This window comes from Acinetobacter sp. 24-47-64, from assembly GCF_057737055.1.
In genome coordinates this window covers 748,641-773,393 of record NZ_CM173215.1, presented here as the reverse complement: position 1 = coordinate 773,393, position 24,753 = coordinate 748,641, and the positions used below count along the sequence as shown (strand labels likewise).

Annotated in this window: 22 protein-coding genes, 1 other RNA gene and 1 pseudogene; 10 read left to right on the top strand and 14 right to left on the bottom strand. The window is 39.7% G+C overall.

Translation table 11 applies throughout. From position 1 onward, the window contains the following. Positions 1-9 precede the first annotated feature (9 nt). Positions 10-189, bottom strand: coding sequence for a hypothetical protein (locus AC1M85_RS03740; RefSeq protein ID WP_488213570.1), 180 nt, complete (start codon positions 187-189; stop codon positions 10-12). 260 nt (positions 190-449) lie between these two features. Here AC1M85_RS03740 and AC1M85_RS03735 point away from each other — a divergent pair. Beyond that, positions 450-1,200, top strand: a pseudogene (locus tag AC1M85_RS03735) (tyrosine-type recombinase/integrase); the annotation flags it as partial. Between the two features lie 96 nt (positions 1,201-1,296). Here the strand turns inward: AC1M85_RS03735 and ssrA are convergent. Continuing rightward, positions 1,297-1,657: a transfer-messenger RNA gene (ssrA, locus tag AC1M85_RS03730) on the bottom strand. A 132-nt stretch (positions 1,658-1,789) separates the two neighbouring features. Here ssrA and glpK point away from each other — a divergent pair. After that, complete coding sequence (gene glpK / locus AC1M85_RS03725) at positions 1,790-3,274, top strand: glycerol kinase GlpK (RefSeq protein ID WP_488213569.1); 1,485 nt, start codon at positions 1,790-1,792, stop codon at positions 3,272-3,274. 52 nt (positions 3,275-3,326) lie between these two features. On the opposite strand, the gene AC1M85_RS03720 is transcribed toward glpK, so the two are convergent. Further along, positions 3,327-3,824: a thioesterase family protein gene (locus AC1M85_RS03720; protein WP_035266285.1), complete on the bottom strand. Its 498-nt coding sequence runs from the start codon at positions 3,822-3,824 to the stop codon at positions 3,327-3,329. A gap of 108 nt (positions 3,825-3,932) precedes the next feature. Here AC1M85_RS03720 and hemB point away from each other — a divergent pair, with 108 nt between their 5' ends. Both hemB and thiO read left to right on the top strand, forming a co-directional pair. After that, complete coding sequence (gene hemB / locus AC1M85_RS03715; protein ID WP_488213568.1) at positions 3,933-4,943, top strand: porphobilinogen synthase; 1,011 nt, start codon at positions 3,933-3,935, stop codon at positions 4,941-4,943. 200 nt (positions 4,944-5,143) lie between these two features. Beyond that, positions 5,144-6,250: a glycine oxidase ThiO gene (thiO, locus tag AC1M85_RS03710; protein ID WP_488213567.1), complete on the top strand. Its 1,107-nt coding sequence runs from the start codon at positions 5,144-5,146 to the stop codon at positions 6,248-6,250. On the opposite strand, the gene AC1M85_RS03705 is transcribed toward thiO, so the two are convergent. Continuing rightward, positions 6,247-7,158, bottom strand: coding sequence for a TIGR01777 family oxidoreductase (locus AC1M85_RS03705; RefSeq protein WP_488213566.1), 912 nt, complete (start codon positions 7,156-7,158; stop codon positions 6,247-6,249). The two genes, thiO and AC1M85_RS03705, sit on opposite strands and share 4 nt — an antisense overlap. A gap of 64 nt (positions 7,159-7,222) precedes the next feature. After that, complete coding sequence (locus AC1M85_RS03700) at positions 7,223-7,675, bottom strand: ABZJ_00895 family protein (RefSeq protein WP_180028763.1); 453 nt, start codon at positions 7,673-7,675, stop codon at positions 7,223-7,225. Positions 7,676-8,040: 365 nt separating this feature from the next. Here AC1M85_RS03700 and AC1M85_RS03695 point away from each other — a divergent pair, with 365 nt between their 5' ends. The 3 genes from AC1M85_RS03695 to AC1M85_RS03685 all read left to right on the top strand — a co-directional run bounded on the left by AC1M85_RS03695 (position 8,041) and on the right by AC1M85_RS03685 (position 14,126). Then, complete coding sequence (locus tag AC1M85_RS03695) at positions 8,041-9,174, top strand: hypothetical protein (RefSeq protein WP_488213565.1); 1,134 nt, start codon at positions 8,041-8,043, stop codon at positions 9,172-9,174. 95 nt (positions 9,175-9,269) lie between these two features. Then, positions 9,270-10,517 (top strand): exonuclease SbcCD subunit D, encoded by a 1,248-nt coding sequence (locus AC1M85_RS03690; RefSeq protein WP_481614290.1) that lies wholly within the window; start codon positions 9,270-9,272, stop codon positions 10,515-10,517. A gap of 9 nt (positions 10,518-10,526) precedes the next feature. Further along, positions 10,527-14,126, top strand: a complete 3,600-nt coding sequence (locus AC1M85_RS03685) for an AAA family ATPase (protein WP_488213564.1) — start codon at positions 10,527-10,529, stop codon at positions 14,124-14,126. A gap of 107 nt (positions 14,127-14,233) precedes the next feature. On the opposite strand, the gene AC1M85_RS03680 is transcribed toward AC1M85_RS03685, so the two are convergent. Further along, entirely contained in the window at positions 14,234-15,031 is a 798-nt protein-coding gene (locus AC1M85_RS03680) for a thioesterase family protein (protein ID WP_488213563.1), read from the bottom strand. Between the two features lie 116 nt (positions 15,032-15,147). Beyond that, positions 15,148-15,834, bottom strand: coding sequence for a YggS family pyridoxal phosphate-dependent enzyme (locus AC1M85_RS03675; protein ID WP_481589484.1), 687 nt, complete (start codon positions 15,832-15,834; stop codon positions 15,148-15,150). A 122-nt stretch (positions 15,835-15,956) separates the two neighbouring features. On the opposite strand from AC1M85_RS03675, the gene AC1M85_RS03670 reads away from it, so the two are divergent. Continuing rightward, complete coding sequence (locus AC1M85_RS03670; protein ID WP_092768204.1) at positions 15,957-16,994, top strand: type IV pilus twitching motility protein PilT; 1,038 nt, start codon at positions 15,957-15,959, stop codon at positions 16,992-16,994. Positions 16,995-17,028: 34 nt separating this feature from the next. Further along, positions 17,029-18,153: a PilT/PilU family type 4a pilus ATPase gene (locus tag AC1M85_RS03665; protein WP_481597968.1), complete on the top strand. Its 1,125-nt coding sequence runs from the start codon at positions 17,029-17,031 to the stop codon at positions 18,151-18,153. Positions 18,154-18,208: 55 nt separating this feature from the next. On the opposite strand, the gene fur is transcribed toward AC1M85_RS03665, so the two are convergent. Next, positions 18,209-18,646 carry a ferric iron uptake transcriptional regulator gene (gene fur / locus AC1M85_RS03660; protein ID WP_035267453.1) on the bottom strand — a complete coding sequence of 146 codons (438 nt, stop codon included), beginning with the start codon at positions 18,644-18,646 and terminating at the stop codon, positions 18,209-18,211. A 112-nt stretch (positions 18,647-18,758) separates the two neighbouring features. Here fur and AC1M85_RS03655 point away from each other — a divergent pair, with 112 nt between their 5' ends. Beyond that, on the top strand, positions 18,759-19,157 hold the full coding sequence (locus AC1M85_RS03655; protein ID WP_092768200.1) for an outer membrane protein assembly factor BamE: 399 nt from the start codon (positions 18,759-18,761) through the stop codon (positions 19,155-19,157). Between the two features lie 45 nt (positions 19,158-19,202). Here AC1M85_RS03655 and AC1M85_RS03650 read toward each other — a convergent pair whose 3' ends face one another. The 6 genes from AC1M85_RS03650 to dut all read right to left on the bottom strand — a co-directional run bounded on the left by AC1M85_RS03650 (position 19,203) and on the right by dut (position 24,734). After that, entirely contained in the window at positions 19,203-19,526 is a 324-nt protein-coding gene (locus AC1M85_RS03650; protein WP_035267448.1) for an RnfH family protein, read from the bottom strand. Further along, the gene (locus AC1M85_RS03645) at positions 19,523-20,605 is read right to left on the bottom strand and encodes a hypothetical protein (protein WP_488213562.1); all 1,083 of its coding nucleotides are present in this window, start codon (positions 20,603-20,605) and stop codon (positions 19,523-19,525) included. Before AC1M85_RS03645 ends, AC1M85_RS03650 begins: the two co-directional genes overlap by 4 nt. A gap of 108 nt (positions 20,606-20,713) precedes the next feature. Beyond that, positions 20,714-21,562 carry a class II glutamine amidotransferase gene (locus tag AC1M85_RS03640; protein WP_488213561.1) on the bottom strand — a complete coding sequence of 283 codons (849 nt, stop codon included), beginning with the start codon at positions 21,560-21,562 and terminating at the stop codon, positions 20,714-20,716. Between the two features lie 171 nt (positions 21,563-21,733). After that, positions 21,734-22,639 carry an acetylglutamate kinase gene (gene argB, locus AC1M85_RS03635; protein WP_488213560.1) on the bottom strand — a complete coding sequence of 302 codons (906 nt, stop codon included), beginning with the start codon at positions 22,637-22,639 and terminating at the stop codon, positions 21,734-21,736. 22 nt (positions 22,640-22,661) lie between these two features. Continuing rightward, positions 22,662-24,086 (bottom strand): phosphomannomutase/phosphoglucomutase, encoded by a 1,425-nt coding sequence (locus AC1M85_RS03630; RefSeq protein ID WP_488213559.1) that lies wholly within the window; start codon positions 24,084-24,086, stop codon positions 22,662-22,664. 195 nt (positions 24,087-24,281) lie between these two features. Continuing rightward, positions 24,282-24,734 (bottom strand): dUTP diphosphatase, encoded by a 453-nt coding sequence (gene dut, locus AC1M85_RS03625; protein ID WP_035267418.1) that lies wholly within the window; start codon positions 24,732-24,734, stop codon positions 24,282-24,284. Positions 24,735-24,753 lie beyond the last annotated feature (19 nt).

Sequence of the window (24,753 nt, the reverse complement as noted above, 5' to 3'; positions counted from 1 at the left end):
TTCTTGCCACTATAGCTTTTCTTCTGTTTTTTTAGATCTTTGTGTTGGAGTTTCTGTGGCATCTACGATCACCACATTCCAATCGATACCTTCGCCTTCAGGCAGACTCTCGGGTAAATTAAATAGATTGGACTTGATCAGGCAATCCTTTACGTGGCGGACGATTCTTGAAGCAGTAGGCTCTGACACGCCAATAGCTCAGACGGAGTAAAGCCTGATTTTCTTCACTTAACTTGAATAGTCTACCTTTAGCAGGCACAAGCATTTTTAGTAGTTCAACCATTAAATCAAGGGTTGACTATAAGATGCCTGTGTATCGCTTGAAATGTGTATCAAAAAGTTTCTTTCAGTTGATGATTTTAGTCCGCAAATTTTGTATGGATTTTTAAATTTTTCGGTACAAATAATCAGCAAGAGATAGATCGTTTTGTGATTTATGAAACAGATCTATCATCGATCGTGATTTTCAAACAGCGAAAACATTTAATAACTGTGCAACTACGCTAAGCGGGGTATTTAAATTGGCTGTTAAGCATAATCTGATTTCTCCAAATCCTATGCATACAATTAAGAATCGTAAGGTTCAGGCAGAAATACCTGCCCTCTTCACACGTAAGGAGATGGAAGCCTTACTAGCTTGGCTCGACAAAAGCTTACATGATGAGGATAAATTTTGTGGCTAGTATTTTGAATTTGCTTTTTGGACAGGCTGTAGACCTTCAGAAATGATTGCTCTCAGAAAAAGTGTTATTGACTGGTTCAATGGCACATTCAAAGTTAACAAAAGTCATGTACGTGGTTTAGAAAAGAAAGTGACCAAAACACATACTTCTCGTGAGGTCTATTTGAATGAACGCTTGACTTTGGCTTTAAAAGCTTTGCTTCAATTTAAAAAGGATCAAGGCTACCAAACAGATTATGTAATGCTATGTCCCAAGATGAAGGAATCATTATTTAATAAAAAACCACCGAGAGAGCGTCTTGTAGAAGCAATGAAATCGTGTTCTATACGTCATCGCCCTGCATACAATGCGAGACATACTTATGTGATGATGTTGCTCATGGATGTCTAAATCCAATGTTTGTCTCTGATCAACTTGAGCATAGCTTATACATGCTGATCAAACGCTATTTTAAATGGTTGCATGAATATAGAACTGGCAAGAAATTACGAAACTTAGCGTGGCAAGTGCAGCTTAAAAACTTCGAAATCAAAATCATCTGGAGTGAAAATGTGGCAAATATGTAGCAATAAAAAAGCCACTTAAAAAAGTGGCTTTTTTATAACAAGAATTTTGGTGGAGATGGCGGGAGTCGAACCCGCGTCCGCAAGCACTACACTCGAGATTACTACATGCTTAGATATCGTCTATTGCTTTAACCCTCAAAGACCCGACGAACAGGGTTAAGAGAGCGATCCTTTAAGTTTAGTACAACACCCCAAGGCTTGATGTTATACGGACTTGTGTGCGTGCGCTTCAGTCGGGATCTCTAACCACAAGTATTCAGAGATGCGGACAAGCTGCCCTTAGGCAGCTAGAGCGTAAGATTCGTCGTTTGCGACTATTTAAAATGCAAATTTTATTTACGAGAGAAAATGCGCTCTCGGCATGCATCTATGAGTTTCATCACCAGCGTCGAAGCCAGGAACATCCCCAAAGTACGACGCAATCATAGCATAAAAGTTCGAAAATACGACCTCTAATTTCACAACAATTAAACATACACATGCGCTTAGTTCAATAATTGAGATAAAATCCCTTTTTTCAAGTTCAAAATTGCATATTTTATGAGTTATTTACTTGCACTGGATCAAGGGACGACGTCAAGTCGTGCGATCATTTTTGATGAACATGGAAACGTTCATGCAACAGCTCAAAGAGAAACTAAAATACGAACACCAAAGTCAGGCTGGGTAGAGCAAAATGCACAAGAGATTTGGAGTTCACAAATCGCTGTAGTGCAGCAAGCAATTGCTGATGCGCGATTACTGCCTAAAGATATCAAAGCTTTAGGCCTAACCAATCAACGCGAAACGACAGTGATTTGGGATAAAAAAACTGGTGAACCTCAAGCCCCTGCGATTATTTGGCAAGATCGCAGAGCAAGTGATTGGTGTAATTCCCTCATTCAACAAGACTTACAAAACAAGATAAATTACACCACAGGACTCCGCATTGATCCTTATTTCAGTGCTGGAAAATTAGTGTGGTTACTTGAAAATATTGATGGTTTAAGAGCTCGTGCGGAACAAGGCGAAGTGGCTTTTGGAACCATTGATAGCTGGCTAGTTTGGAATCTCACTCAAGGTGCTGAACACGTGATTGAAGTCTCGAATGCTTCAAGAACCATGTTAATGAATCTGCATACCCAGCAATGGGATGACGAATTACTCGCACTATTTAATATCCCAAAAGCAATACTACCCAAAATCGTGGCTTCTGATTGCCATATTGCCAATACAGCAAAAGGTCTCTTAGGTGCAGAAATTCCAATTACAGGGATTTTAGGTGATCAACAATCAGCGTTATTTGGTCAATCATGTTTTGACGTAGGCTCAGCTAAAAATACCTATGGTACTGGCTGCTTTATGTTATTCAATACAGGTGATCAAATTCAACTGAGTCAAAATCAACTCCTCTCCACTTTAGCTTGGCAATGTAAAGAACACACCTCGTATGCGCTTGAAGGTAGTGTTTTTATGGCTGGTGCAATTGTGCAATGGTTACGTGATGGACTTGGAATTATTCAAAGTAGCCAAGAAGTTGAACAATTGGCGTGTCAAGTTAACAGTACCGATCGTGTCGTACTTGTTCCTGCCTTTACAGGCTTAGGAGCACCTCATTGGGATACGGATGCCCGCGCATTATTATGCGGTATGTCTAGAGGGACAAATAAAGCACATATTGCGCGAGCAGCTCTCGAATCAATCGCATTTCAAGTCGCTGACGTTTTGAATGCCATGCAATCTGATATTCGAAACCCTTTAAAAGAATTACGTGTAGATGGTGGTGCGAGTCAAAATGATATGTTGATGCAGTTTCAAGCCGACTTACTGAATGTTCCTGTATTAAGACCGCAACTTTTGGAGTCAACGGCTTGGGGAGCTGCGGCAATGGCAGGTTTAACTGCAGGTGTATTTAAAAATCCGTCTGATATTGCGGCATCATGGAAATTGGAAAAAGCCTTTGAGCCAACAATGTCTGAAGATCAACGTCAATTTCATTTACATCAATGGAATAGTGCGTTAAAACGTTCAAGATCAGATGTTTAGTATAAAAAACCGCCTACAAGGGCGGTTTTCTTATAAGAGATACATAGATTTTTCAATATGCGTATGAAGCAATACCTGTTGCAATTGCTTTACCTTCATCATTCACCATATTCATGCGCATCGTACAACCTTTGCGACCCATGCGTAGGACTTCAGCAGTGGCAATAAAATACTTTCCGCGCCCTGGTGATAAATAATCCACTCGCATATCCACTGTTGCTAAACGTGAAACTTTCTTTAAAGTTTCAGGCAACATATCAGGCTCTGCACGCTTGTAAAGCTCGCCCATTGCAACAATCCCGCCAATACTATCGAGTAATGTTGCTGCTACACCGCCATGCAAAATTTGGAAAGAAATATTACCAATGAGATTAGGTTTCATCTCAATATAACCTTGGATTTCACCTTCTACGACACGCATTTGCATTTCGTTGTAAGCGAAATAAGGAGAGGTATTAAATACTTGAGTGAGTTGATTTAATACCACTTCAAGATCTGGTTTAGCACCTAAATGGAGGTTACCCATCCATTTTTTTTGGGAATCGTTCATACAAAACTCAAATTAACATCATGAGAAAAAACCATCAGCATTTTCCCAAAAACCGCCTTAAGGGGGCTACAATTAGACCCAAGTAAAATACCAAACATCGAGATTGTGATGACTTATACGTTTAATCGCCCTGCTTTTCCTGCAACACGCATGCGCCGTATTCGAAAAAATGACAAACTCAGAGCGATGGTGAGAGAAACACATCTTTCTGCTGAACATCTCATTTATCCGGTATTTGTTCTACCAGGTCAAAATCAAACCCAAGAAATACCTAGTATGCCAAATATTCACCGTCTTTCAGCTGATTTGTTGTTAAACAAAGCTGAAAAACTTTTAGAATTAGGTGTATCTAAATTAGCTTTATTCCCAGTTACCCCACAAGAAGACAAAAGTTTAACTGCTGAAGCAGCATGGAGAGATGATGGTTTAGTTCAAAGCACTGTCCGTCTTCTAAAAAAAGAATTACCAGAAATGGTACTCATCACTGATGGCGCTTTAGACCCTTATACAACACACGGTCAGGATGGCATCATCGATGAAACAGGTTATGTCCTGAATGATGAAACTGTTGAGTGTCTGATTAAACAAGGTTTAAGCCATGCAGAAGCAGGAGCCGATGTTTTCGCACCGAGTGATATGATGGATGGTCGTATTGCTGCGATTCGTCAAGCATTTGAAGCAAATGGTCATATTTATACCAATATCATGGCTTATTCTGCCAAATATGCATCAAGCTTCTATGGTCCTTTCCGTGATGCAGTGGGTTCAGCATCTAATTTAAAAGGTGGTAATAAGTATAACTACCAAATGGATGTAGGAAACCGAGCTGAAGCTCTTCACGAAATTGCACTAGATATTCAAGAAGGTGCAGACATGGTGATCGTAAAACCAGGGATGCCATATCTAGATATTGTACGTGAAGTTAAAGACACATTTGGCATTCCAACATTTGTTTATCAAGTGAGTGGTGAATATGCCATGTTGGCAGCAGCAATCCAAAACGGCTGGCTTTCTGAAAGTGTGATTTTAGAATCATTGATGAGCTGTCGTCGTGCTGGTGCAGATGGAATTTGGACCTATTTTGCTGAAGATGCTGCAAAAATGCTTAAAGATATGTAATACACTATTGAATCAAAAGCGCTTTTCCATAAAGCGCTTTTTTTCTACTAAAATCATCATCATTGTATTCGAGACCCAACTTTTAACTCACTCATTTAACATCTTACATCTCATCGATCTCTTTACATCATTGAGATTATTTGCACGATTAGAGCTTGAATATGGTCTAATACACCCCGTCATTTTGAAGGTGGATAAAAATGCACGTTGCCATCATTGGATGTGGAATTAGCGGCTTACTAACAGCGCTTGAATTACTCGAACAAGGTTGTGAAATTACCCTCATTGATCAAAAACAAGCAGCTAAAGCTGCATCTTGGGCAGGTGGTGGTATTTTGTCACCTATGTATCCTTGGCGTTATCCCAAAGCAGTCAATCAATTGGCACAACATGGTAAATCGTTATATCAATCTTGGAATCAAAAAATTCAACCATTGAGTGGCATTGATTTCGAAATTCACGATTCAGGCATGTTAATTTTTGATGAAGATGATTTTGAGATTGGACTCAGTTATAAGGCGCAATATAACGAGCCGATGCAGCATTGCGATTTACTCGACGAGACTCAATTAAGAAATCTGAATCCACGAGTTTCTAATACTTTCAAGCAGGCTTTGCATTTTCCACAATTGTCTAATGTTCGTAATCCTCGTCTTTTAAAATCTATTCTGACTTATCTTAAATCACATTCAAAAGTAAAGATTATCGAGCATAAGTGGGTAGAAAAATTACTGATTCAAAATCAGCAAGTGCAATCCATTGTTCTGCATGATCAACATCAAATTAAAGCTGATCAGTATGTTATCGCTACTGGAGCTTGGTCGGCACATTGGGCATCACAACTCGATTTCAATATCCCTGTTCAACCTGTTCAGGGGCAGATGATCCTATTCAAAACCCCTGAAAACTGGCTACCCACGATGTGTATGTACAATGTCATGTATATGATTCCACGTCGAGATGGCCATATCGTCTGTGGTTCCAGTATGGCGGAATTAGGTTTTGAACATCGCCCAAATTTGAAAACACAACAATTCATTTACCAAGCATGCATTCAACTCATACCTGAACTTAAAAATTTCCCGATTGTGCAACAATGGGCAGGCTTGAGACCTAGCTCACCTGATGGAATTCCATATATCGGTTTAATGCCTGAAATGAAAAACTTATGGGCGAATTTTGGTCATTTTAGAAATGGTTTATGCATGGGGCCAGCTGCAGCGCAGTTACTACGACAACTCATGCTGAATCAGACCACCCTCGTTGATCCTAGACCCTATGACCCATCTTTGAAGTTTCAAGTTTAATGTGATGGAAGTAGTTGCTCCAACGCCATTTTGAGTTCTGGATACTGAAATGTATAACCTGCTTGAATAAGTGCTTCTGGTATAACGTATTGTCCATTTAAAACCAATTGAGACTGCTCACCTAACATGATTTTAAACAATGAATCAGGCAGACTTAAAAGCGGTTTCTTGTTTAAAATTTTTGCTGCGGTGCGAACAAAATACACCTGATTCGTTTGTTCAGGAGCAACGAAATTAAAAACTTCTTTTGGAGTGTCATTCAACATCAGAAATTCAATCGCCTGAATCACGTCCTGAATATGAATCCATGCTAAGGGCTGCTGACCTGAACCAATTTTACCTACCAGATTAAATCGAATCGGTAAGAGTAATTGTTGTAAAATTCCTCCGCCATGCCCAAACACCACGCCTAAACGAATGACCTTAATATCAAACTGATTTTTGTGTTGGAGAGCCGACCTCTCCCACTCTTGGCAAAGTTCGGACATAAAGATCGGTTGAGATAATCCCTGCTCATTGTTTTTTTCTGACCATTCTTGATCAGGATCAATACCATAATATCCTACAGCAGAACCAGAAATAATTCGCTTGGGATGTTGCTGATGGGTCAGCAGATAATGTAATAATGCATCGGTCGTATTCACTCGGCTGACGATGAGTTTTTGTTTTCGCCTTTGCGTCCAGCGACCATCACCAATACTTTCACCCGCTAAGTTAATAACATAGTCAATTTGAGCGTGTTGGATATCATCGAAAGATTGAACCCATGTCAAACGTGGATGCTTCATTTTTGGATTGGACTGTCGGCTTAAACCAATCACTTGATAATCTTGATCTAGCAAATATGCAACCAAATAAGATCCAATAAAACCTGTTGCACCAGTAACCAAAACGCAAGGATGATACATAGAAATACTCTTATGATCTGATCTCTCTATCATGGTGAAAGATGCCTTTGAGCTCAATTCATGATTACTTATTTACCACCAATTTATTCGCCATGCGCTTCGCTTGTGGACCATAAAACCAAAAGGTAATTAAATATAATGGTATCGCTAGCATCAAAATCATAATTACACTGAGACTTAAGAAACTGGAATTTTGGACATAGAGTAAAAAGTTCTGCCAAATTTCAGGGTCTTTTCTCGAAAAAAATAAAATACTTAAAAAAACACCAAGAAAGTTATAGCCCCAAAAGATCAACGTAAAACCTAATGTGAATTTTTTACGTTCTTGATCCGAAGGTGCACGTTGTTGTTGATCAATAAATTTATATAAAACAACAATCATCGCTATTAAATATGGAAGTGCAGTGACTATTCCTGCAATTGCCGAAGGCAATAACGCTGCCAAAATACCTGCAACCAGCGTTAATCCTAAGCAAAGTAAAAAGAACCATAAAAAATATTTTCTTAAAGAAACCATAACTCTCAGACGCAATAAATTCCTGTCACAAAGCATAACCGAAAATAAATCAAATATTTTTAATTTTCTTGTCAACCGAATCACAACCTTATGCGTTATATAAGGTACAAGGTCAGTAGCAACCGCGTAGTCATTGCACCGGCATCCGCAATGATACACGGTGACCTTATACCCCAATGAGACCTATAAATCATGCTTCTTGCAGAAAAATTTAGTTTAGCAGCCTAAATTTGAATGACTGAAGTATTTTGGCCGACGATTTCACATCACTCGAATCGTCGGCTTTATTTTTGAACTTAATAAATTTTCTAAATATACTTTTATCCATAAAGATGAGATAACAATCAGAATAAATCCTAGTCGCAATGTATAAAGAAAAAATTAAACATAAAATTAGTCTAAAAAAACGTCTAAATTTTAAATCAGACTTTTGGGATGTATTGAATTATCCCTTCACTCGCTTTCTTATCGGTATCGTATTAATTTGCTATTGCACTGTTTTTCTTAAAGCTTTTCTTAATCATCAATTTCACATACCGCTTACAATCATCAGTTTACTCTGTGGTGTTTTTTATCAAAGTTATCAAATCATTAAAAATAAAGAAAAAATCTTAATTTATTCAATTTTAAGTCTATTTCTGAGTGCACTTTCATTTATTTCTATACAGAGTTCTAGCTCGAATCCATTAATAATTTGGGTCTATTTCTATCTTGGTGCTTACTTAATGATTTTTTCTGTAGAGCATCATCAGAGTTTAACCACACCTTTTGGTGAAGGGCTTAGTTTTTTATTCGCACTTGGAATTTGCTATTGGTTTTTCGAAAAACAGATGCTTGGTGTTGATACAGTATTATCGACATTCATCACAATAATCTTGTTAATATTTTTACTCTATTCGATTGTACATGCCTTTTTTGAAATTAAGCATCATCATTTAAGCCGTTTTCTACTGAGTTTCTTTACTTGTTGTTCAATTTTAATTTTGTCTATTGATCAAATTATAGAACTTTATTCACAGGGCGATATTACATCTGAGCATCGTTGGGTTGAGCGTTTAATTTTATTATTTCGATATTTTTTACTCGGTTTATCGTCTTTATATCTTTTTCAAAACTTAATGCTGCTTCTCAGCTATTTTCCCAATAAATACACGCCTTCTTATTTTTCAGATGTCAAACAAAATACGCTGATCCATATCAAACGTTTTTCAGAAGATCAAATTTCTAAAACAGAAGCTCGGTTTGCACTCATTTTTACGGTTTCAGTCTATTCTTTAAATTATATCTATCAAATAATTCCCATCAATATGAGTATTTGGCTAAGCATTCTATTGGTACCCTTAGTCATCCAGTCTTTTTTTCATCATAAAATAGATCAATTGTTAACAGCAGCTAAACTGCATGCATCCTCTTCTCATAAGCAAATCTCGATCAACTCGAGAATCAAAAATAGAAACAAGAGAAAAAGACGAAAAAAGAGTAAATCGAATAAAAAATAGCGATTAAAAGCTGTCTTATAGAGATGTTAAAAATTTCGATGTTTTAAAGTCCGATATTGGATAAGATGACAATTGAGATGTTTTGGGGTTCGGTAATGGCAGTGCGTTTTTTTCATACTTCAGATTGGCATTTGGGGCAATTTTTTCACAATCATGATCGTGACTATGAACACACACAATTTTTAAACTGGCTACTTGCGCAAATTCAACAAAAACAACCGAATGCCCTGCTGATTGCCGGTGATATTTTTGATGTAGTCAATCCTGCATCATCTGCTCAAAAACAGTTATACCAGTTTCTTACCGATGCCCATGCCATTGCCCCGCATATGCAAACCTTAATGATCGCAGGTAATCATGATTCCGGTTACCGCATTGAACAGGTTGAACCTTTTCTAGCGAAATTCAATGCCAAAGCGGTCGGTATTATTGGCAAACAGGATGGTGAATTTGATCTCGATCGTTTGTTGGTACCTATTTATGATGCTGATAAAAATATCGTTGCTTGGTGCTTAACCCTGCCTTATTTACGCAGTGCCGAAATTACAGGCTTAAATGAAAATACCACCAACAGCCAAAATGCGATTGCCTATTTACACCAACAACTTATTGCGGAAGCTAAAGCGCGTAAACAACCCAATCAAGCCTTAATTTTGATGTCACATGCCCATATGCAAGGCGGTGAAACCTCAGATTCCGAACGTCCAATTGTGATTGGTAACGAAGAGGCTTTATCCACTGCATTATTTGATGATGTGATTGATTATGTGGCACTCGGTCATTTGCATAAACCGCAAAAAGTTGGACAGGAACATATTCGCTACAGTGGCTCACCTATTCCACTGTCTTTTAGTGAACGCAACTATAAACATCAAGTGGTTGAAGTCACCATTGACCCCGAAGCTGATGAACAAAATCATTTTCAATATCAAGCGCACGTTATTCCACGTACCGTGGATTTGATTCGAATTCGTGAACCCTTGTCTGAATTAATCACTACGGTACATGCCCTGCCAAAAGGCGAAATTGACAATCTCAATGCACGACATTTTCTAGAGATTGAATATACGACAGATGCCCCACCGCCTGTAGACTTACGTCAGCAGATTGAACTGGCACTGCCACCAAATCGTTATCGTTTACTGCGTATAGCTCGAATTTATCAAAAAGCAACGGAGCAAAACGATGAAAGTCACAAAGTCGATTTAGCGCCCCCCACCCCTGAAAAATTATTTTTAAGCTTGTGGGAAAAAATGGGCTATGAGCAGGATGAATCGGTGAAGCGTGATTTCTTAACTTTGCTTGAAGCGGCACAACACGATTTGGATCAAAAAGCGCACTAAGGACAGGTCATGAAAATTATTCGACTCAGTTTAAACAACTTGGCCTCTTTAGCCGGTGAACAACATATCCATTTTGAACAAGCGCCATTGGCTCAGGCAGGTCTGATTGCCATTACTGGTAAAACAGGTGCAGGAAAATCGACGCTGCTCGATGCCATGTGTTTAGCTTTGTACGATGAAATCCCTCGTTTACGTGGCGCAGCTGGCAGCATGAAAGATGTAGGCGGTAAAGACATTTCAATTAAAGATTCGAAGAATATTCTGCGTCGTGGTACCACCGCTGGTTTTGCTGAACTTGAATTTCTTGCCCTTGATGGTAAACGCTATTTGGCGCGGTGGGACATTAGCCGTGCGCGTAAAAAAGTTGATGGCAATTTAAAAGTCGAGCGCTTTGTTCAATGTTTAGATGATGGCGCGACCTTAACGCAAAAAATCTCGGAAGTGACGCCACTGATTGAAAAGCTGATTGGTCTCAGTTTTGAGCAATTTACCCGTGCAGTCCTGTTAGCACAGTCTGAAGTCGGTGCATTTTTAAAAGCCAAAGACCATGAACGTGCAGACTTACTCGAATATTTAACCAATTCGCAAATTTTTAGTGAAGTCAGTAAAAAAGCCGCTGATAAATTTAGTGAAATTAAACAGCAACGTACTGATTTAGAAAAGCAACTCGGTCATATTGATATTCTGAGTGAAGAACAACTTGCAGCCTTAAATCAACAACATCAGCAGTTAAAACAACAACTCGTACATTTGGCACAATCAGAAAAGCTGCTTGAAAATGAACGTAAATGGTATCTTGAGCGTGATCAATTGTATGCTGAAGTCCATGGCAAAAAAGAGATTTATGAGGTTCAGCTTGATGCCATAAATAAATCCGCAGCACAACAACAATTGTTACAACAGCTTGATGCATTTCAAGCCATTCGTGAGCAATATGTACAGCGTGCACGTTTAGAACCTCAAAAACTTGAGGTCCAACAAAAACAACTCGCCTTTCAAGCTGAGTTTGTCTCTTTACAACAACAAGCTACTACTGAACAACAGCGCTTAAAAGCCTATGAACATGCCCAAGCGCAATTTGAGCAGCAGCGTTTGGATGTAAAGCCGCATCTTGAACAAGGCTTAAAGTTGGATCATGACATTCACAGTATTTCTGAACAGTATAAAAAACTCAGTGCAGATAAAGATCAACTTGTTCTCAATGAGTTAGAACCATCAAAACATGCTGTGGAACAACAAAAAACCAGCGTATTGGCTTGGCAAAACAAACAGCAACAAATCAACTTTGAGTTAACCCAAAGCCAATTTTTACAATGCTTTGACCAAGAACCACAAAGTACTTTGCAGGCGCTAAAACACTATGTAGAGCAATATCAGTTGCTTCATCAACAAGAGCCAGAACTATTACAACAATCCTTCGCAACTTTAGAACAACAACAGCAAACCGTTGTACAACGTCTGCAAAGCTATGTGGCTCAACATAAAAGTCTTGACGCTTTGACACAATCGCTGAAAAACATCCAACAACAGCGTGAACAGCACCAAAGCACGGTATTACGACTGCAACATCAACAGCAGCAGCTTGATCAAGTCATTACCCATATCAGCGAAACACACGACCTGACAGGCTCAATCGCTGAACAACAAAAGCAACTGCAGATTATTCAACAGACCCTTGAAAAACGCTTGAGCGAAAAAGCCACACAAGAAGCCGCCTATACCCAGCTACAAAGCATCTTGGAGGCACAGCGTCTATTGCATAGCGAAAACGTGCAGCATTTACGTGAACAGCTCAAAGCCAATCAACCGTGTATGGTCTGTGGGAGCCATGAACATCCGTTTTTACAAAGTCAGCAACGCTTAGAACAAGGTTTATTGCAACTACACGAGCAGCAATTACAGGAGGCTCGTCAACAACTGGAACAGTTCAATCGTGAGGTACAGCAAGCCCAGATTGAGCAATCCAAAGTACAGACCTTACTTGAACAACAACAACAACGTGTGCAACAGCTGACGCAGTCGACTCAGCAACAGATCGTGCATATTCAAGCAGCATTACAACAACTGGGTTTAGATCTCGACACGGCAGACCCGATTCAGTTACAGCAGCGCATAATGCAGCAGATCGAAACACTGCAATCGCATATCGAACAACAACAGGCACAAGAACAACAACTTGGTCAATTGCTTGAGCAATGGCGTAAGGAGCAACAGCAACAACAGCAATTACAATTGAATATTCAACGTCGTGTGCAACTTGATCAAGGTATTCAACCCATTGTGCAGTTACTGCCTGCTCGCTATCAGCAAGACATGCCAATACATTGGGTTGCTGAATTACAACAGCAGCTACAGCAACGTGTTGCATTGCTCACCATGCAAAAACAGGTAGAGACATCACTGCTGCAAGCACAGCAGGAACTTGAAAAAATGACGCTGCGCTTTGAAGCAGCGCAAAAGCACGAACAACACCTGACTCACCAGATTGAACAACTGATTGAGCAAGGCAAAATGTTACGCTCGAAACTTGCGGAACTGACCCAAGACTATGCCGGTCAAAGCTACCGTTATGCTGCGGATTGGCAAAAACATTTTGAGGAAACTGCTGTCGCCCATGCCAATGAGGTTCATGCACAACGCAGTAAAACTGCACATGCTGAACAACAGCTAAATGCAGCCAATCTACAACAGCAGCAGTTGCTCAGTGATTTACATCATCTTGAACAGGCATTACAGCAAGTACAACAGGCTATTCAGCAATGGCAACTGAGCCATCCAACCGTAACCACAGATCACATTGCCACATGGTTAAGCATTGATTTAGCGCAGCATCAACAAATACGCCATGAGTTAAATACGCAGCGACAACTTTTAGAGAATGCCAAAACCGCTTGGCAAGTTTTAGAAGAACGTTATCAGGCACATTTAAAACATCAGCCTGAACATGATCTCAGCATGCTCGAGCAGCAACTTGAGAACTTGCAAACGGAAAAGCTCGCTCAACAAGAAGCGCTCACCGATACAGAAACTCAGTTACGCATGAATTCCGCCAATCAAGCCAACTATGCTAAGTATCAAAGCCAAATTGAGCAAATTAAAGCAGAAGAATATCGTTGGGGTCGTATCTACGATTTGATTGGGCATAAGGAAGGCACCAAGTTTAAAAAGATTGCTCAAGAGCATCATTTAGATATTTTGGTGGAATATGCCAATCAGCAATTACAGCCGCTTGCGCCACGTTATCAGTTGCATCGTATTCCTGACAGTTTAAGTTTGGCCATTATTGACTTAGATATGAACAGCGAAGTTCGACCTGTGTTGTCGTTATCAGGTGGTGAAACTTTCTTAGTGTCTTTAGCCCTTGCTTTAGCGATTGCTAACATGGCATCAGGTTCAATGAAACTTGAATCACTGTTTATTGATGAAGGCTTTGGTACGCTCGACCCGGCATCCTTACATATGGTCATGAATGCCCTCGATCATTTACAAAGCCAAGGTCGTAAGGTCGTGCTCATCTCTCATATACAAGAAATGCATGAACGTATTCCTGTACAGATTCAAGTCAAACCTGTAGGTGCAGGTGCGAGTACCATTAATATTGTCGGTTAATGGTTAATGGTTAATGGTTAATGGTTAATGGTTAATGGTTAATGGTTAATGGTTAATGGTTAATGGTTAATGATAATAAGTTGAAGCCGTCAAATGACGGCTTTAATCTAAGCCAGTTTTCTTAAAGTTAAAATTTGCTCAGCTCGTCCAAAAGGTCCGTTCAGATCATGAAGAATAGATGAAGTTAACCCGATACCGTCATCACCATATTGTTGCACTGTTTCCAGACCTAGCCACTTACCTATTGGCATACGATAGAGATGTATCTGTAAATCTAAATTTGGGAAAGTATAGTTAAATGGCCAACCTTGTCGTGTGACAATTCCATTCGCTGTATCGACCATTCCCATCAACTTCACAAAGTCTGAATGTATTTGTCCTTCAACCATGTCATAAGGATTGGTTAGCCATACAATTCCCTTGCCTGCCCGTCGATCTAAACGGCGTGCCTCAAGTGATTGAATATAGCCTCCAGGCCAGTTTCTAATTTCTTCCCATAAGATCCCCTCGTCAGGATCAGCAACTTTTTGATCTTCTAATCCTGCGACTGCCTGAGTATCACTCATCATCATTCGCCAAGTACGTGCCTGAATGCAGCTTTTACCATGTGCAGACATGGTCGACTCGATCAATTCAATGGTTTTTCCAGGTCGAATAATTCGAGTTTCAATTTGAAACTCCCCAGCGGGTATCAGGCCCAAAATATCTAAACTTATACGTCCAATCCGTAGGTCAGACCGAGCAGAAAAGTGATCCAACTCTGCACAAATAATCCCTGTTGCGGGCGCCATATGCTGTTCGTGCGCATTCCATGCACCTTGAGCATGTATAGTCGACTTATACTTAGCCAGTACTGATCCATCATCACACACGTTTCGTTCTAAAAGCTGATAATACGAACTCATCCAATTCTTCCCTGTTTTATGATTATGTGAAATATATTGGTTTATTTTTATACATAAAAAGTTGTATTTACAATGACAGTGACTGAACCCGAAAGTTCAGTGCAGACTGAATCCAATCATTTTGAGTAATCTCGCGCCCCAAATAAGGCCGTCCCTATGCGAACCATAGTCGATCCAGCGCTAATCGCATCTTGTAAATCATCCGACATTCCCATACTCAAGGTATCCCAATCAGAAGGATGTGCATGATGCTCTTTCATCTGATCAAAAAGTGTCTTGGCATCATAGAGTGCATCTACATTGCCAGGCGCTGGAATGACCATTAATCCTCGTAATCGAAGTCGAGGTAATATGCTCATTTGAGCAACCAGATCTTCGACCTCTGAAACTGCACAACCATCTTTGCTTTCTTGAGCATCAATATTCACTTGAAGACAAATATTGATAGGCTCCTGTTCGATTGTGCGTTGATTAGAGAGTCGCTCTGCGATAATAAAGCGATCAACTCCATGCACCCATGCAAATTGTTCAGCCAACTGTTTGGTTTTATTGCGTTGTACATGACCAATAAAATGCCATTCGATGTCTAAATCATTCAGCGCTTTGATTTTATCTAATGCTTCTTGCAGGTAATTCTCACCAAATGCTCGTTGACCAGTCTGATACATTTCTCTCAAAATATCCGCTGGATGCGTTTTGGAAACAGCAAGGAGTTTAACCTCGTTAGATTGTCGTTGAGCAACTTCACAGGCTTGTTCAATTTGTTGAATGACACTATTTCTCGCTTGCTCTAGACTCATCATGTATAGCTATCTCAGTTAATTTATCTTTTTTTACTTTCTTGCACGCTAACTGTTGGTTAAGCTGTAGGAAAGCCTTATTATTCTATCAAAATAATTACGATTTTAATGCGTTCGGGGAATTTATGGATATTACAGAATTACTGGCATTTTCAGTGAAAAACGGGGCGTCTGACTTGCACCTTTCTGCAGGAATGCCACCGATGATTCGTGTTGATGGTGAAGTTCGTCGTATTAACTTACCAGCCTTAGAACACAAAGAAGTACACCGCTTAATCTACGACATCATGAATGATAAACAACGTCGCGATTATGAAGAAAAATTAGAAACCGATTTCTCATTTGAAGTACCTGGTGTAGCACGCTTCCGTGTCAACGCATTCAACCAAAATCGTGGCGCTGGCGCGGTATTCCGTACCATTCCTTCTCAAGTGATTTCCATGGAAGACTTGGGCATGGGGCAAATTTTCAAAGACATTTGCGCCTATCCACGAGGAATTGTTTTGGTCACAGGACCAACGGGTTCAGGTAAATCGACTACGCTTGCGGCGATGATGGATTACATTAACGACAACCGGTACGACCATATTTTAACCGTCGAAGATCCAATTGAATTTGTGCACCAATCCAAAAAGTGTTTGATTAACCAGCGTGAAGTGCATCGTGACACACATGGTTTTAATGAAGCGCTACGCTCTGCACTGCGTGAAGATCCAGATATTATTCTCGTCGGTGAAATGCGTGACCTCGAAACCATTCGACTTGCACTCACTGCTGCGGAAACTGGTCACTTGGTGTTTGGAACACTGCATACCACATCTGCCGCAAAAACAATTGACCGTATTATCGACGTGTTTCCTGCCGATGAGAAAGACATGGTTCGTGCCATGCTTTCTGAATCGCTTCAAGCCGTCATCTCTCAAACGCTCTTAAAGAAAACAGGTGGCGGTCGGGTAGCTGCTCACGAAATTATGATTGGAATTCCAGCGATTCGAAATCTCATCCGTGAGAACAAAGTTGCACAAATGTATTCTGCAATACAAACCGGTGCAAATTATGGCATGACCACTCTCGATCAAAGTCTCAAAAATCTTGTCGCGAAAGGCATTATTACCCCGCAAGTTGCACGTACTGCGGCTAAACAACCAGAATCATTTTTATAAAAAAGTGAACGTCATTTGATTTAGGGGAATCATAATGGATTTTAATGACCTGCTCGACATGATGATTGCGCGCAAGGCTTCAGATTTATTTATCAGTGCAGATATTGAACCATCAATGAAAATTAATGGTGAAATTGTGCCTGTAGTTAAAACAAAACTCACTGGTGAAATCATAGGTCAATTGATTCACTCTATTATGAGTGAAAGACAACGAATTGAATTTGCTGCAACACACGAATGTAATTTTGCTATTGCCAATCGTGATAAAACTGCACGTTTTCGTGTCAGTGCTTTTCAGCAACGTGATCAACCTGGCATGGTCTTACGTCGGATTGAAACTGTCATTCCAAGTATTGATGAGCTGAAACTACCGCCCGTACTTAAAGATTTAGCAATGACTAAGCGCGGGATCATCTTATTTGTAGGTGCTACTGGTACAGGTAAATCGACTTCGCTTGCAGCAATGATCGGTCATCGTAATCAAAATTCTAAAGGTCATATCATTACCATTGAAGACCCAATCGAATTTATTCATCAACATCAAGGCTGTATCATTACTCAACGTGAAGTTGGCATTGATACAGACTCCTTTGAAATTGCACTGAAAAACACACTCCGTCAAGCACCTGATGTTATTCTTATTGGTGAGATCCGCTCACGTGAAACCATGAACTATGCGATTAGTTTTGCTGAAACAGGTCATTTAGTATTTGCGACTTTACATGCAAATAATGCTAACCAAGCCTTAGATCGTATTATTCATTTCTTTGAGACAGATCGTCACAGCCAACTGTTTATGGACCTCTCACTGAATTTGAAGGCAATCATTGCGCAACAGTTAATTGCGACTCCTGATAAAAAATCACGTCATCCCGCAATTGAAATCTTAATCAATTCTCCACTGATTTCAGACTTAGTGCGTAAAGGCGAAGTTCATGAAATTAAGGAAGTCATGAAGCGTTCCCGTGAAATTGGAATGCAGACGTTTGATCAAGCGCTATTTGACTTATATAAAGCTAAGAAAATCACTTATGACGAAGCATTACGTCATGCTGACTCTGCCAACGATTTACGCTTACAAATCAAACTCTCTGAAGAAGATCCAAACTATCTGTTGAATTCTGGCCCCCGCCTCACTTTTGATGGTCAAGATGATTAATTAATAGTGAATAAAAAAGGAGCAATCATTGCTCCTTTTTTAATGAAATCAAGATTTATTTTTTACGGTATGCTTCTTGGCATTCAGGCGCATCGCAATAACCATATAAATTCAAAGAGTGACCTGTTAAAACAAAACCAAGTTGTTCAGCAACATTATGTTGTTCTTGTTCAATCAAATCATTGTGGAATTCAACTACTTTGTTGCAGTTCTGGCAGACCATATGATCGTGGTGATCATCTTGCATGATTTCGAATACAGAGTGATTATTCTCGAAATGATGACGTTGGATAATACCAGCAGCTTCAAATTGAGTTAACACACGATATACAGTTGCTAGACCGACATCTTCGCCTTGCTCAAGTAAGGTCTTATAGATATCTTCCGCGCTCAAATGATGCTGTCTTGAATTTTCTAGTAATTCCAAAATCTTGATTCGTGGAAGGGTAACTTTAAGTCCAGCTTTGCGTAAATCTTGATTTGAAATAGGCATATAAAAAGGTCTCTCAACAAATTTTAAGTTGGAATATGCAACAGAGTTGAGATGCAGTATGATCTATCCTTGGATCAATTGCATCATAATTAATTTGGGATAGTGTAGCAAAATGCAAAAAATCATGCTGACGTTATTCGTCGCTTCTTTACTGGGTGGTTGTTCTGTCTTTGGTGTATACAAAGTTGATATTCCTCAAGGAACACCATTAACCCAAGCGCAAGCTTCAAAAATTCAAGTCGGGATGACTTACCAACAAGTTCGTTTTTTACTTGGTAGCCCAACCATTTCAGATCCTTTGAATCCTTTACGTTGGGATTACATCTACAATTATACCCCAGGTACATATGCTAAAAAAGCAAATATTCCTGCAACTCAAGGTCAGCATCTAAAAGTATATTTCGATGGTTCTGGCGTCGTGAATAAAATCGAAGGCTTAGAAACTATCCCAGAAACTCAACCTGGTTTACCAGGTTCGAAAGATGCGATTTTGAACGCGCCACCACTATAAAGAATTAGACATAAAAGAAAACCCCTCAAAGAGGGGTTTTTCATATCATTTCAATTGTTTAAAGCGATTGCCACGACAATAGCGCCCAACTGGATTCGCTGCCGCTCGCTTACGGCGTATATCTTTTGGATTAATCGTTAATGCCCGATAGATTTCCACCCGATCACCTGCCTGCAAAACATGAGATTGATCTTGTACTTTCATCCCAAAAATTCCAACAGCATACTCATCTGGCAACTGCGTACACGACGCAATACCACTTTGTGTAATAGCATCCGCAACAGACATGCCTTCCACAAATTCAAGTTCAATGTGAAACTGCTGGTCTACAGCAGCATAAGCAACCCAAACTTTTGCATTTTGGATCATGGTAACAATTGACCTAAGTAAGAAATCATCGCAACCACAATTGCTAAAGGTGTCACAATACGCACAGCCACACGCCAGATATTATAAAAAGCTTCATTACTAAAATTCAGCGCTTTACGTAAATGACTAATTTTCATGATCCAACCCACGAAAATTGCATAGATTAAACAAATGCTTAATCCCCAAAGCATTAAAATCGGAGTTAAAAATAGATCGGCTGCAGGGAATACCCAAATTAAAAGTGGTGCAAGCAATAAAATATATTGCACCGCTTGTGCTAATCCACGATGTACGAGTTGTTCCTTGCCAAGTTGCAGGAGTAAAGCTACTGCAAATATTGTCGCGATTAAAACGATATATGCTGGCATTGCAGCACTAATTGCAAAATATCCAAATCCAGCCACAGCCACCAGTTGCGCTAGCCAAATCGGTAAAGTTTTTGGCGTTGCAGCATCTTGTTTCTCTTGATTGAGATTTGTCTGCCAATATAATCCAAGCCCGAGACCAGAAGCCACTAAAGCGAGAATAGTTGCATTACCCCACTCTTTAAACTCAACAGGAGTCAGCTGCCAATCATTGACTTGGACACCAAAAACTTGAGCCGCGATTAAACTTGCAATCGTTGTAATCGCAGTAAGTACAACCAATACAGAACGTTGAAGAAATGATAAACCAAATGCAATGAATGCTGCGATACCCATCAAAATATTTGAACCAATACCAAAATCATTTTGTTGTGCTACAGCATTAGAAGTATTAAGTAATATACCGCCCGCTAAAAATGGAATAAAAATAACAGCAAGCCAGCCCACTACTCTCCAACGTTGGTTTGCATCGGCTTCACGCGTCAATTTTGATAATGCGTTCAGCGCTGAAGTTTGAGCTCGTTTCGCCAATCCAATTTCTAAATAAATAATTGGCAACGCTAAAAACAACATCGTTGCAAACCAAAGTAACCAAAAATCGAGTTGTCGATCAATTTGCAAGCCTAAGCTTGGTGCTAGACCCACAATAATGATAAATGACAAACAAAATGCCATCAGCGGCGATAACCATCGTGACATAGCGGTGTCCTGCATGAGGTATTCCATTAAAAAGTTTTACGCTATTTTGCCTAGCTCAATCATTAAAATCAAAGTCTAGCGTAAAAAAATAAGTGTAGATCTTAGCCACTTCAAATTAAATTTTTAATATTGATCCGCGCGAGTAACACGCTTCAAACTTGGGTCACGAGCTTCTCTGACCAATCGCTCAACGTGAGTTATGGTACGTAGTGTTGGCTTACCATCCTGAAATAAAATCATTTCGCCGGGCGTATATGCAAACCAAGCTTCATTATCTGTTAATGGTTCTGTCGTAATCACAGCCACACGATCTTCAGGTGTCGTGACCTGACTAAAATCGACCTCAACATCAATATCAATTAATCGTGCAGGTTGAAATGGATATTCACGAACAATCCAGTGTAATTTTGTGGTCGCATAACTATACAAAGCCTGTCCATTTGATAAACAAAAATTGAATGTCCCATGTTCTGCTATTGTTGGTGAAATTTCTTCTAAGGCATGAAATACATCGTGGACACTTGGCTCTACATAACTAAACTTTTGTACGAGATGTTCTAATAAATAGCAAAATGCAAGCTCACTATCTGTATTACCTACTGGTGTGAACTGTCCCGACAACCTTGGATGAAAATCATGCAGATCACCATTATGCGCGAAAATCCATTGTCTCCCCCACAATTCACGAATAAACGGATGAGAATTTTCTAAAGTAATTTTTCCCTGTGTTGCTTTACGAATATGCGCAATGACATTACGCGATTTAATCGGATAATTACGAACGAATTCTGCAATTGGAGACTCGACTGCAGATTGGTTATCAACAAATAAGCGGCATGCCTTATCCTCAAAGAAAGCAATGCCAAAACCGTCTGAATGATCTGACGTTATTCCAGCGCGCTGAGAAAAACCACGAAAAGAAAACGTAATATCCGTAGGGGTGGCACAATTCATTCCAAGTAGTTGGCACATAATCTTTCATTTTGCTTTAGTTATCAGTTTTATTGTGCATCAGCCTTATAGATGTTGCAAATATGAATATGGCAATTGAATATGTTTTATACCGGATATATGGGACATAAAACGATTATTCTTATCAAACAAAAAAGCCACCGAAGTGACTTTTTATTATGTGATTATGAGTTAGTGCGCCGACTTAGAACGATTGGTAATCAATGTTCCAACACCGTGATCCGTAAAAATTTCCAATAAAGTCGCATGTGGAACACGACCATCCACAATATGCGCGCTCACTACACCACCTTTCACCGCATCAAGCGCACATCCCACTTTCGGAATCATACCGCCGTAGATCACACCTGTATCGATCAAGCGATCAACTTCTTGTGTTGTTAATCCTGTGAGTAGGTTTTTATTCTCGTCCAATACACCACTGATATTCGTAAGAAGAATTAACTTTTCTGCACCCAAAGCTTCAGCAACTTTACCAGCAACTAAATCCGCATTGATATTATAAGTGTTACCTTCCTCATCAACACCGAGTGGCGCAATCACTGGAATAAAATCACTTTGAGTGAACATTTCCAGAACGTCAGTTTTTACACCGACTACTTCACCCACTAACCCAAGATCAATTTGTTGAACAGATCCATCCTCTTGGATTTTTTCCATCAACAACTTTTGAGCACGAATTAAGTTACCGTCTTTACCCGTTAATCCAATTGCACGACCACCATGTTGATTGATCAAATTCACAATAGACTTATTTACACTTCCGCCCAACACCATTTCTACAACTTCCATAGTTGCAGGATCAGTTACACGCATTCCATCAATACGGTCTGATTCACGCCCAAGTTGTTTCAAAAATGAATCGACTTGAGGACCACCACCATGAACCACAACCGGATTAAGACCAACTGTTTTCAGAAGCACGATATCACGGGCAAACGAACTTTCTAATGCAGGATCAGTCATTGCATTGCCGCCATATTTCACTACAAGTGTTTTACCTGTAAATCTTTGGATGTATGGCAAAGCTTCTGTCAAAATTTGAGCTTTGTCGATGCCAGTTTGTTGGTGTGGCATTCGCCTCTCCTTCATTCCTACATTAGTGTGCATTCAAAATACTTTGAGCAAGCACAGGATATTTTTCATTTAAAATTTTTACAAAATGCTGGCGAATTTCATAAAGTTTTGATGGACTATCTGCATCAAACCGTACCGTGAAGTATTCACCAGTATTTGATGCTCGCATAATGCCAAATCCGTAGTCAAAATCAAGGCGAATACCATCGATTTTACTCATTTTAGCCCCAGTACTTTTACAATTCTGCTCTATCAAGGCTAGGACGTCTTGCGGATTTGCATCTTGAGTTTCAATATAGGTATCTTCAGTACCAAAGCGATCTGGGAATTGAGCGAGATATTCAGATAGCGTGATATTAAGTTGACTCAATGCCTCCATGACCCGTAATGCTGCATAGATACCATCATCGTAACCAAAACCACGACCATCATTGAAGACATAATGACCCGCATATTCTCCCCCAAAAACAGCTCGACCTTTGGATTGGGAAATATAACGGCGCATGAAACTGCTGCCAGTACGAATCATTTTTGCGATGCCTTGTAATTGTTCAATGGTTTTTGACACCATCGTTGAACATTTTACGTCATAAACAATTTCATGATGTGGATGCTGAGTTAAACACAATGATGCGAATAATGCCAACAAGCGATCAGCAGACACAATGTGAGCATTCTCATCCAGAATGACGGCACGATCACCATCACCATCGAGAGCAATCCCTAAATCCGCCTGATGCAACAAAATTTTTTCTTTTAACTGCGTCAAATGCTTCGCTTGTGAAGGGTCTGGAGGATGATCTGGAAACTCTCCATTTTCACAACAACGTATTGAAATGACTTCGCATCCCATTTTTTGTAGTACTAAATCAGCACAACGCCCAGCGGCACCATGCATACCATCTAATACAACCTTGAGTGGACGCTTTAATTGAATATCCTTGAGCAAAGCATGCTGATAAGCCAAGCAATACTCTGATTCAATCTGATGTGTCAGTTGAGGTGGCGTTGGAAAGTGATCATGTTGAAAATAGAAACCTTCCGCATATTCCCCAACATTTTGAATCATGTCTGGACAAGGCGGTTCGTATTCAATAATCCATTTAATCCCATTATCATGTTTAGGATTATGACTCGCGGTCACCATGATGCCATTGCCATTTTTATGTCGAGCAGCAAAATACATTTGTGGGGTTGAACAACATCCAACGTTTTCGACATTCATCCCTTGGTTTTTGAAGACTGATTCAATAATCCAAGCAAAAGTAGGACCAGTCAATCGAGCATCGTAACCTAGCACAATACTTTTCTGGCCACGTGATTGATACTGAGCAGCGAGCCCATGCGCAATCGCATAAATTGTTCTTGTATCCAATTGACTGACTTTTCCGCGAATATCATAAGCGCGGAAAATTTGTCTTGGAAAAATAAGTGGTTGGGTATTCATTCTTAATTAACACCGTTGACTGCTGAGACAGAACAGCGTGATGAGAGTTGATCCAAATAAATTTTGAATATATTGAGTAATAGAAAATATCGTTATTCTTTATATAACGTGTACCAATTTCAATTTATATAATCTTTGTTAATATTTTGCAACATATAAATAAAAGCCTGATTTTACAGGCTTTTATCCAAAATACTATTGTTTTCCAGTGTGTCCGAATCCACCAGCTCCTCGCTCACTTGCCTTGAATTCGTCAACTAAATCAAATTCAGCTTGTAAAACAGGAACCAATACGTATTGAGCCAATCGCTCACCCGGTTCTAATGTAAATGCATTTTGACTGCGGTTCCAAACTGAAACCATTAATTCACCTTGATAATCTGAATCAATTAGACCGACGAGATTTCCTAATACAATCCCGTGTTTATGACCTAAGCCAGAACGAGGCAAAATCAAACCCGCATAACTTGGGTCTTCGATATAAATTGCCATACCTGTTTTAACTAAAACAGTCTGACCAGGCTCAATAGTGATCGCTTCATCTACACATGCACGTAAATCTAAACCTGCCGATCCTGTTGTTGCATAAGTAGGTAATGGCCATTCTTGACCAAGTCGTTGGTCGAGTACTTTCACTTGAACTTTCATATTCAATCCTGTTTTAAAA

Coding starts and splice junctions, on each gene's coding strand:
- glpK (WP_488213569.1), top strand. CDS start 1,790: ATGAGTTATTTACTTGCACTGGATCAAGGGACGACGTCAAGTCGTGCG.
- AC1M85_RS03720 (WP_035266285.1), bottom strand. CDS start 3,824: ATGAACGATTCCCAAAAAAAATGGATGGGTAACCTCCATTTAGGTGCT.
- hemB (WP_488213568.1), top strand. CDS start 3,933: ATGACTTATACGTTTAATCGCCCTGCTTTTCCTGCAACACGCATGCGC.
- thiO (WP_488213567.1), top strand. CDS start 5,144: ATGCACGTTGCCATCATTGGATGTGGAATTAGCGGCTTACTAACAGCG.
- AC1M85_RS03705 (WP_488213566.1), bottom strand. CDS start 7,158: ATGTATCATCCTTGCGTTTTGGTTACTGGTGCAACAGGTTTTATTGGA.
- AC1M85_RS03700 (WP_180028763.1), bottom strand. CDS start 7,675: ATGGTTTCTTTAAGAAAATATTTTTTATGGTTCTTTTTACTTTGCTTA.
- AC1M85_RS03695 (WP_488213565.1), top strand. CDS start 8,041: ATGTATAAAGAAAAAATTAAACATAAAATTAGTCTAAAAAAACGTCTA.
- AC1M85_RS03690 (WP_481614290.1), top strand. CDS start 9,270: ATGGCAGTGCGTTTTTTTCATACTTCAGATTGGCATTTGGGGCAATTT.
- AC1M85_RS03685 (WP_488213564.1), top strand. CDS start 10,527: ATGAAAATTATTCGACTCAGTTTAAACAACTTGGCCTCTTTAGCCGGT.
- AC1M85_RS03680 (WP_488213563.1), bottom strand. CDS start 15,031: ATGAGTTCGTATTATCAGCTTTTAGAACGAAACGTGTGTGATGATGGA.
- AC1M85_RS03675 (WP_481589484.1), bottom strand. CDS start 15,834: ATGATGAGTCTAGAGCAAGCGAGAAATAGTGTCATTCAACAAATTGAA.
- AC1M85_RS03670 (WP_092768204.1), top strand. CDS start 15,957: ATGGATATTACAGAATTACTGGCATTTTCAGTGAAAAACGGGGCGTCT.
- AC1M85_RS03665 (WP_481597968.1), top strand. CDS start 17,029: ATGGATTTTAATGACCTGCTCGACATGATGATTGCGCGCAAGGCTTCA.
- fur (WP_035267453.1), bottom strand. CDS start 18,646: ATGCCTATTTCAAATCAAGATTTACGCAAAGCTGGACTTAAAGTTACC.
- AC1M85_RS03655 (WP_092768200.1), top strand. CDS start 18,759: ATGCAAAAAATCATGCTGACGTTATTCGTCGCTTCTTTACTGGGTGGT.
- AC1M85_RS03650 (WP_035267448.1), bottom strand. CDS start 19,526: ATGATCCAAAATGCAAAAGTTTGGGTTGCTTATGCTGCTGTAGACCAG.
- AC1M85_RS03645 (WP_488213562.1), bottom strand. CDS start 20,605: ATGCAGGACACCGCTATGTCACGATGGTTATCGCCGCTGATGGCATTT.
- AC1M85_RS03640 (WP_488213561.1), bottom strand. CDS start 21,562: ATGTGCCAACTACTTGGAATGAATTGTGCCACCCCTACGGATATTACG.
- argB (WP_488213560.1), bottom strand. CDS start 22,639: ATGCCACACCAACAAACTGGCATCGACAAAGCTCAAATTTTGACAGAA.
- AC1M85_RS03630 (WP_488213559.1), bottom strand. CDS start 24,086: ATGAATACCCAACCACTTATTTTTCCAAGACAAATTTTCCGCGCTTAT.
- dut (WP_035267418.1), bottom strand. CDS start 24,734: ATGAAAGTTCAAGTGAAAGTACTCGACCAACGACTTGGTCAAGAATGG.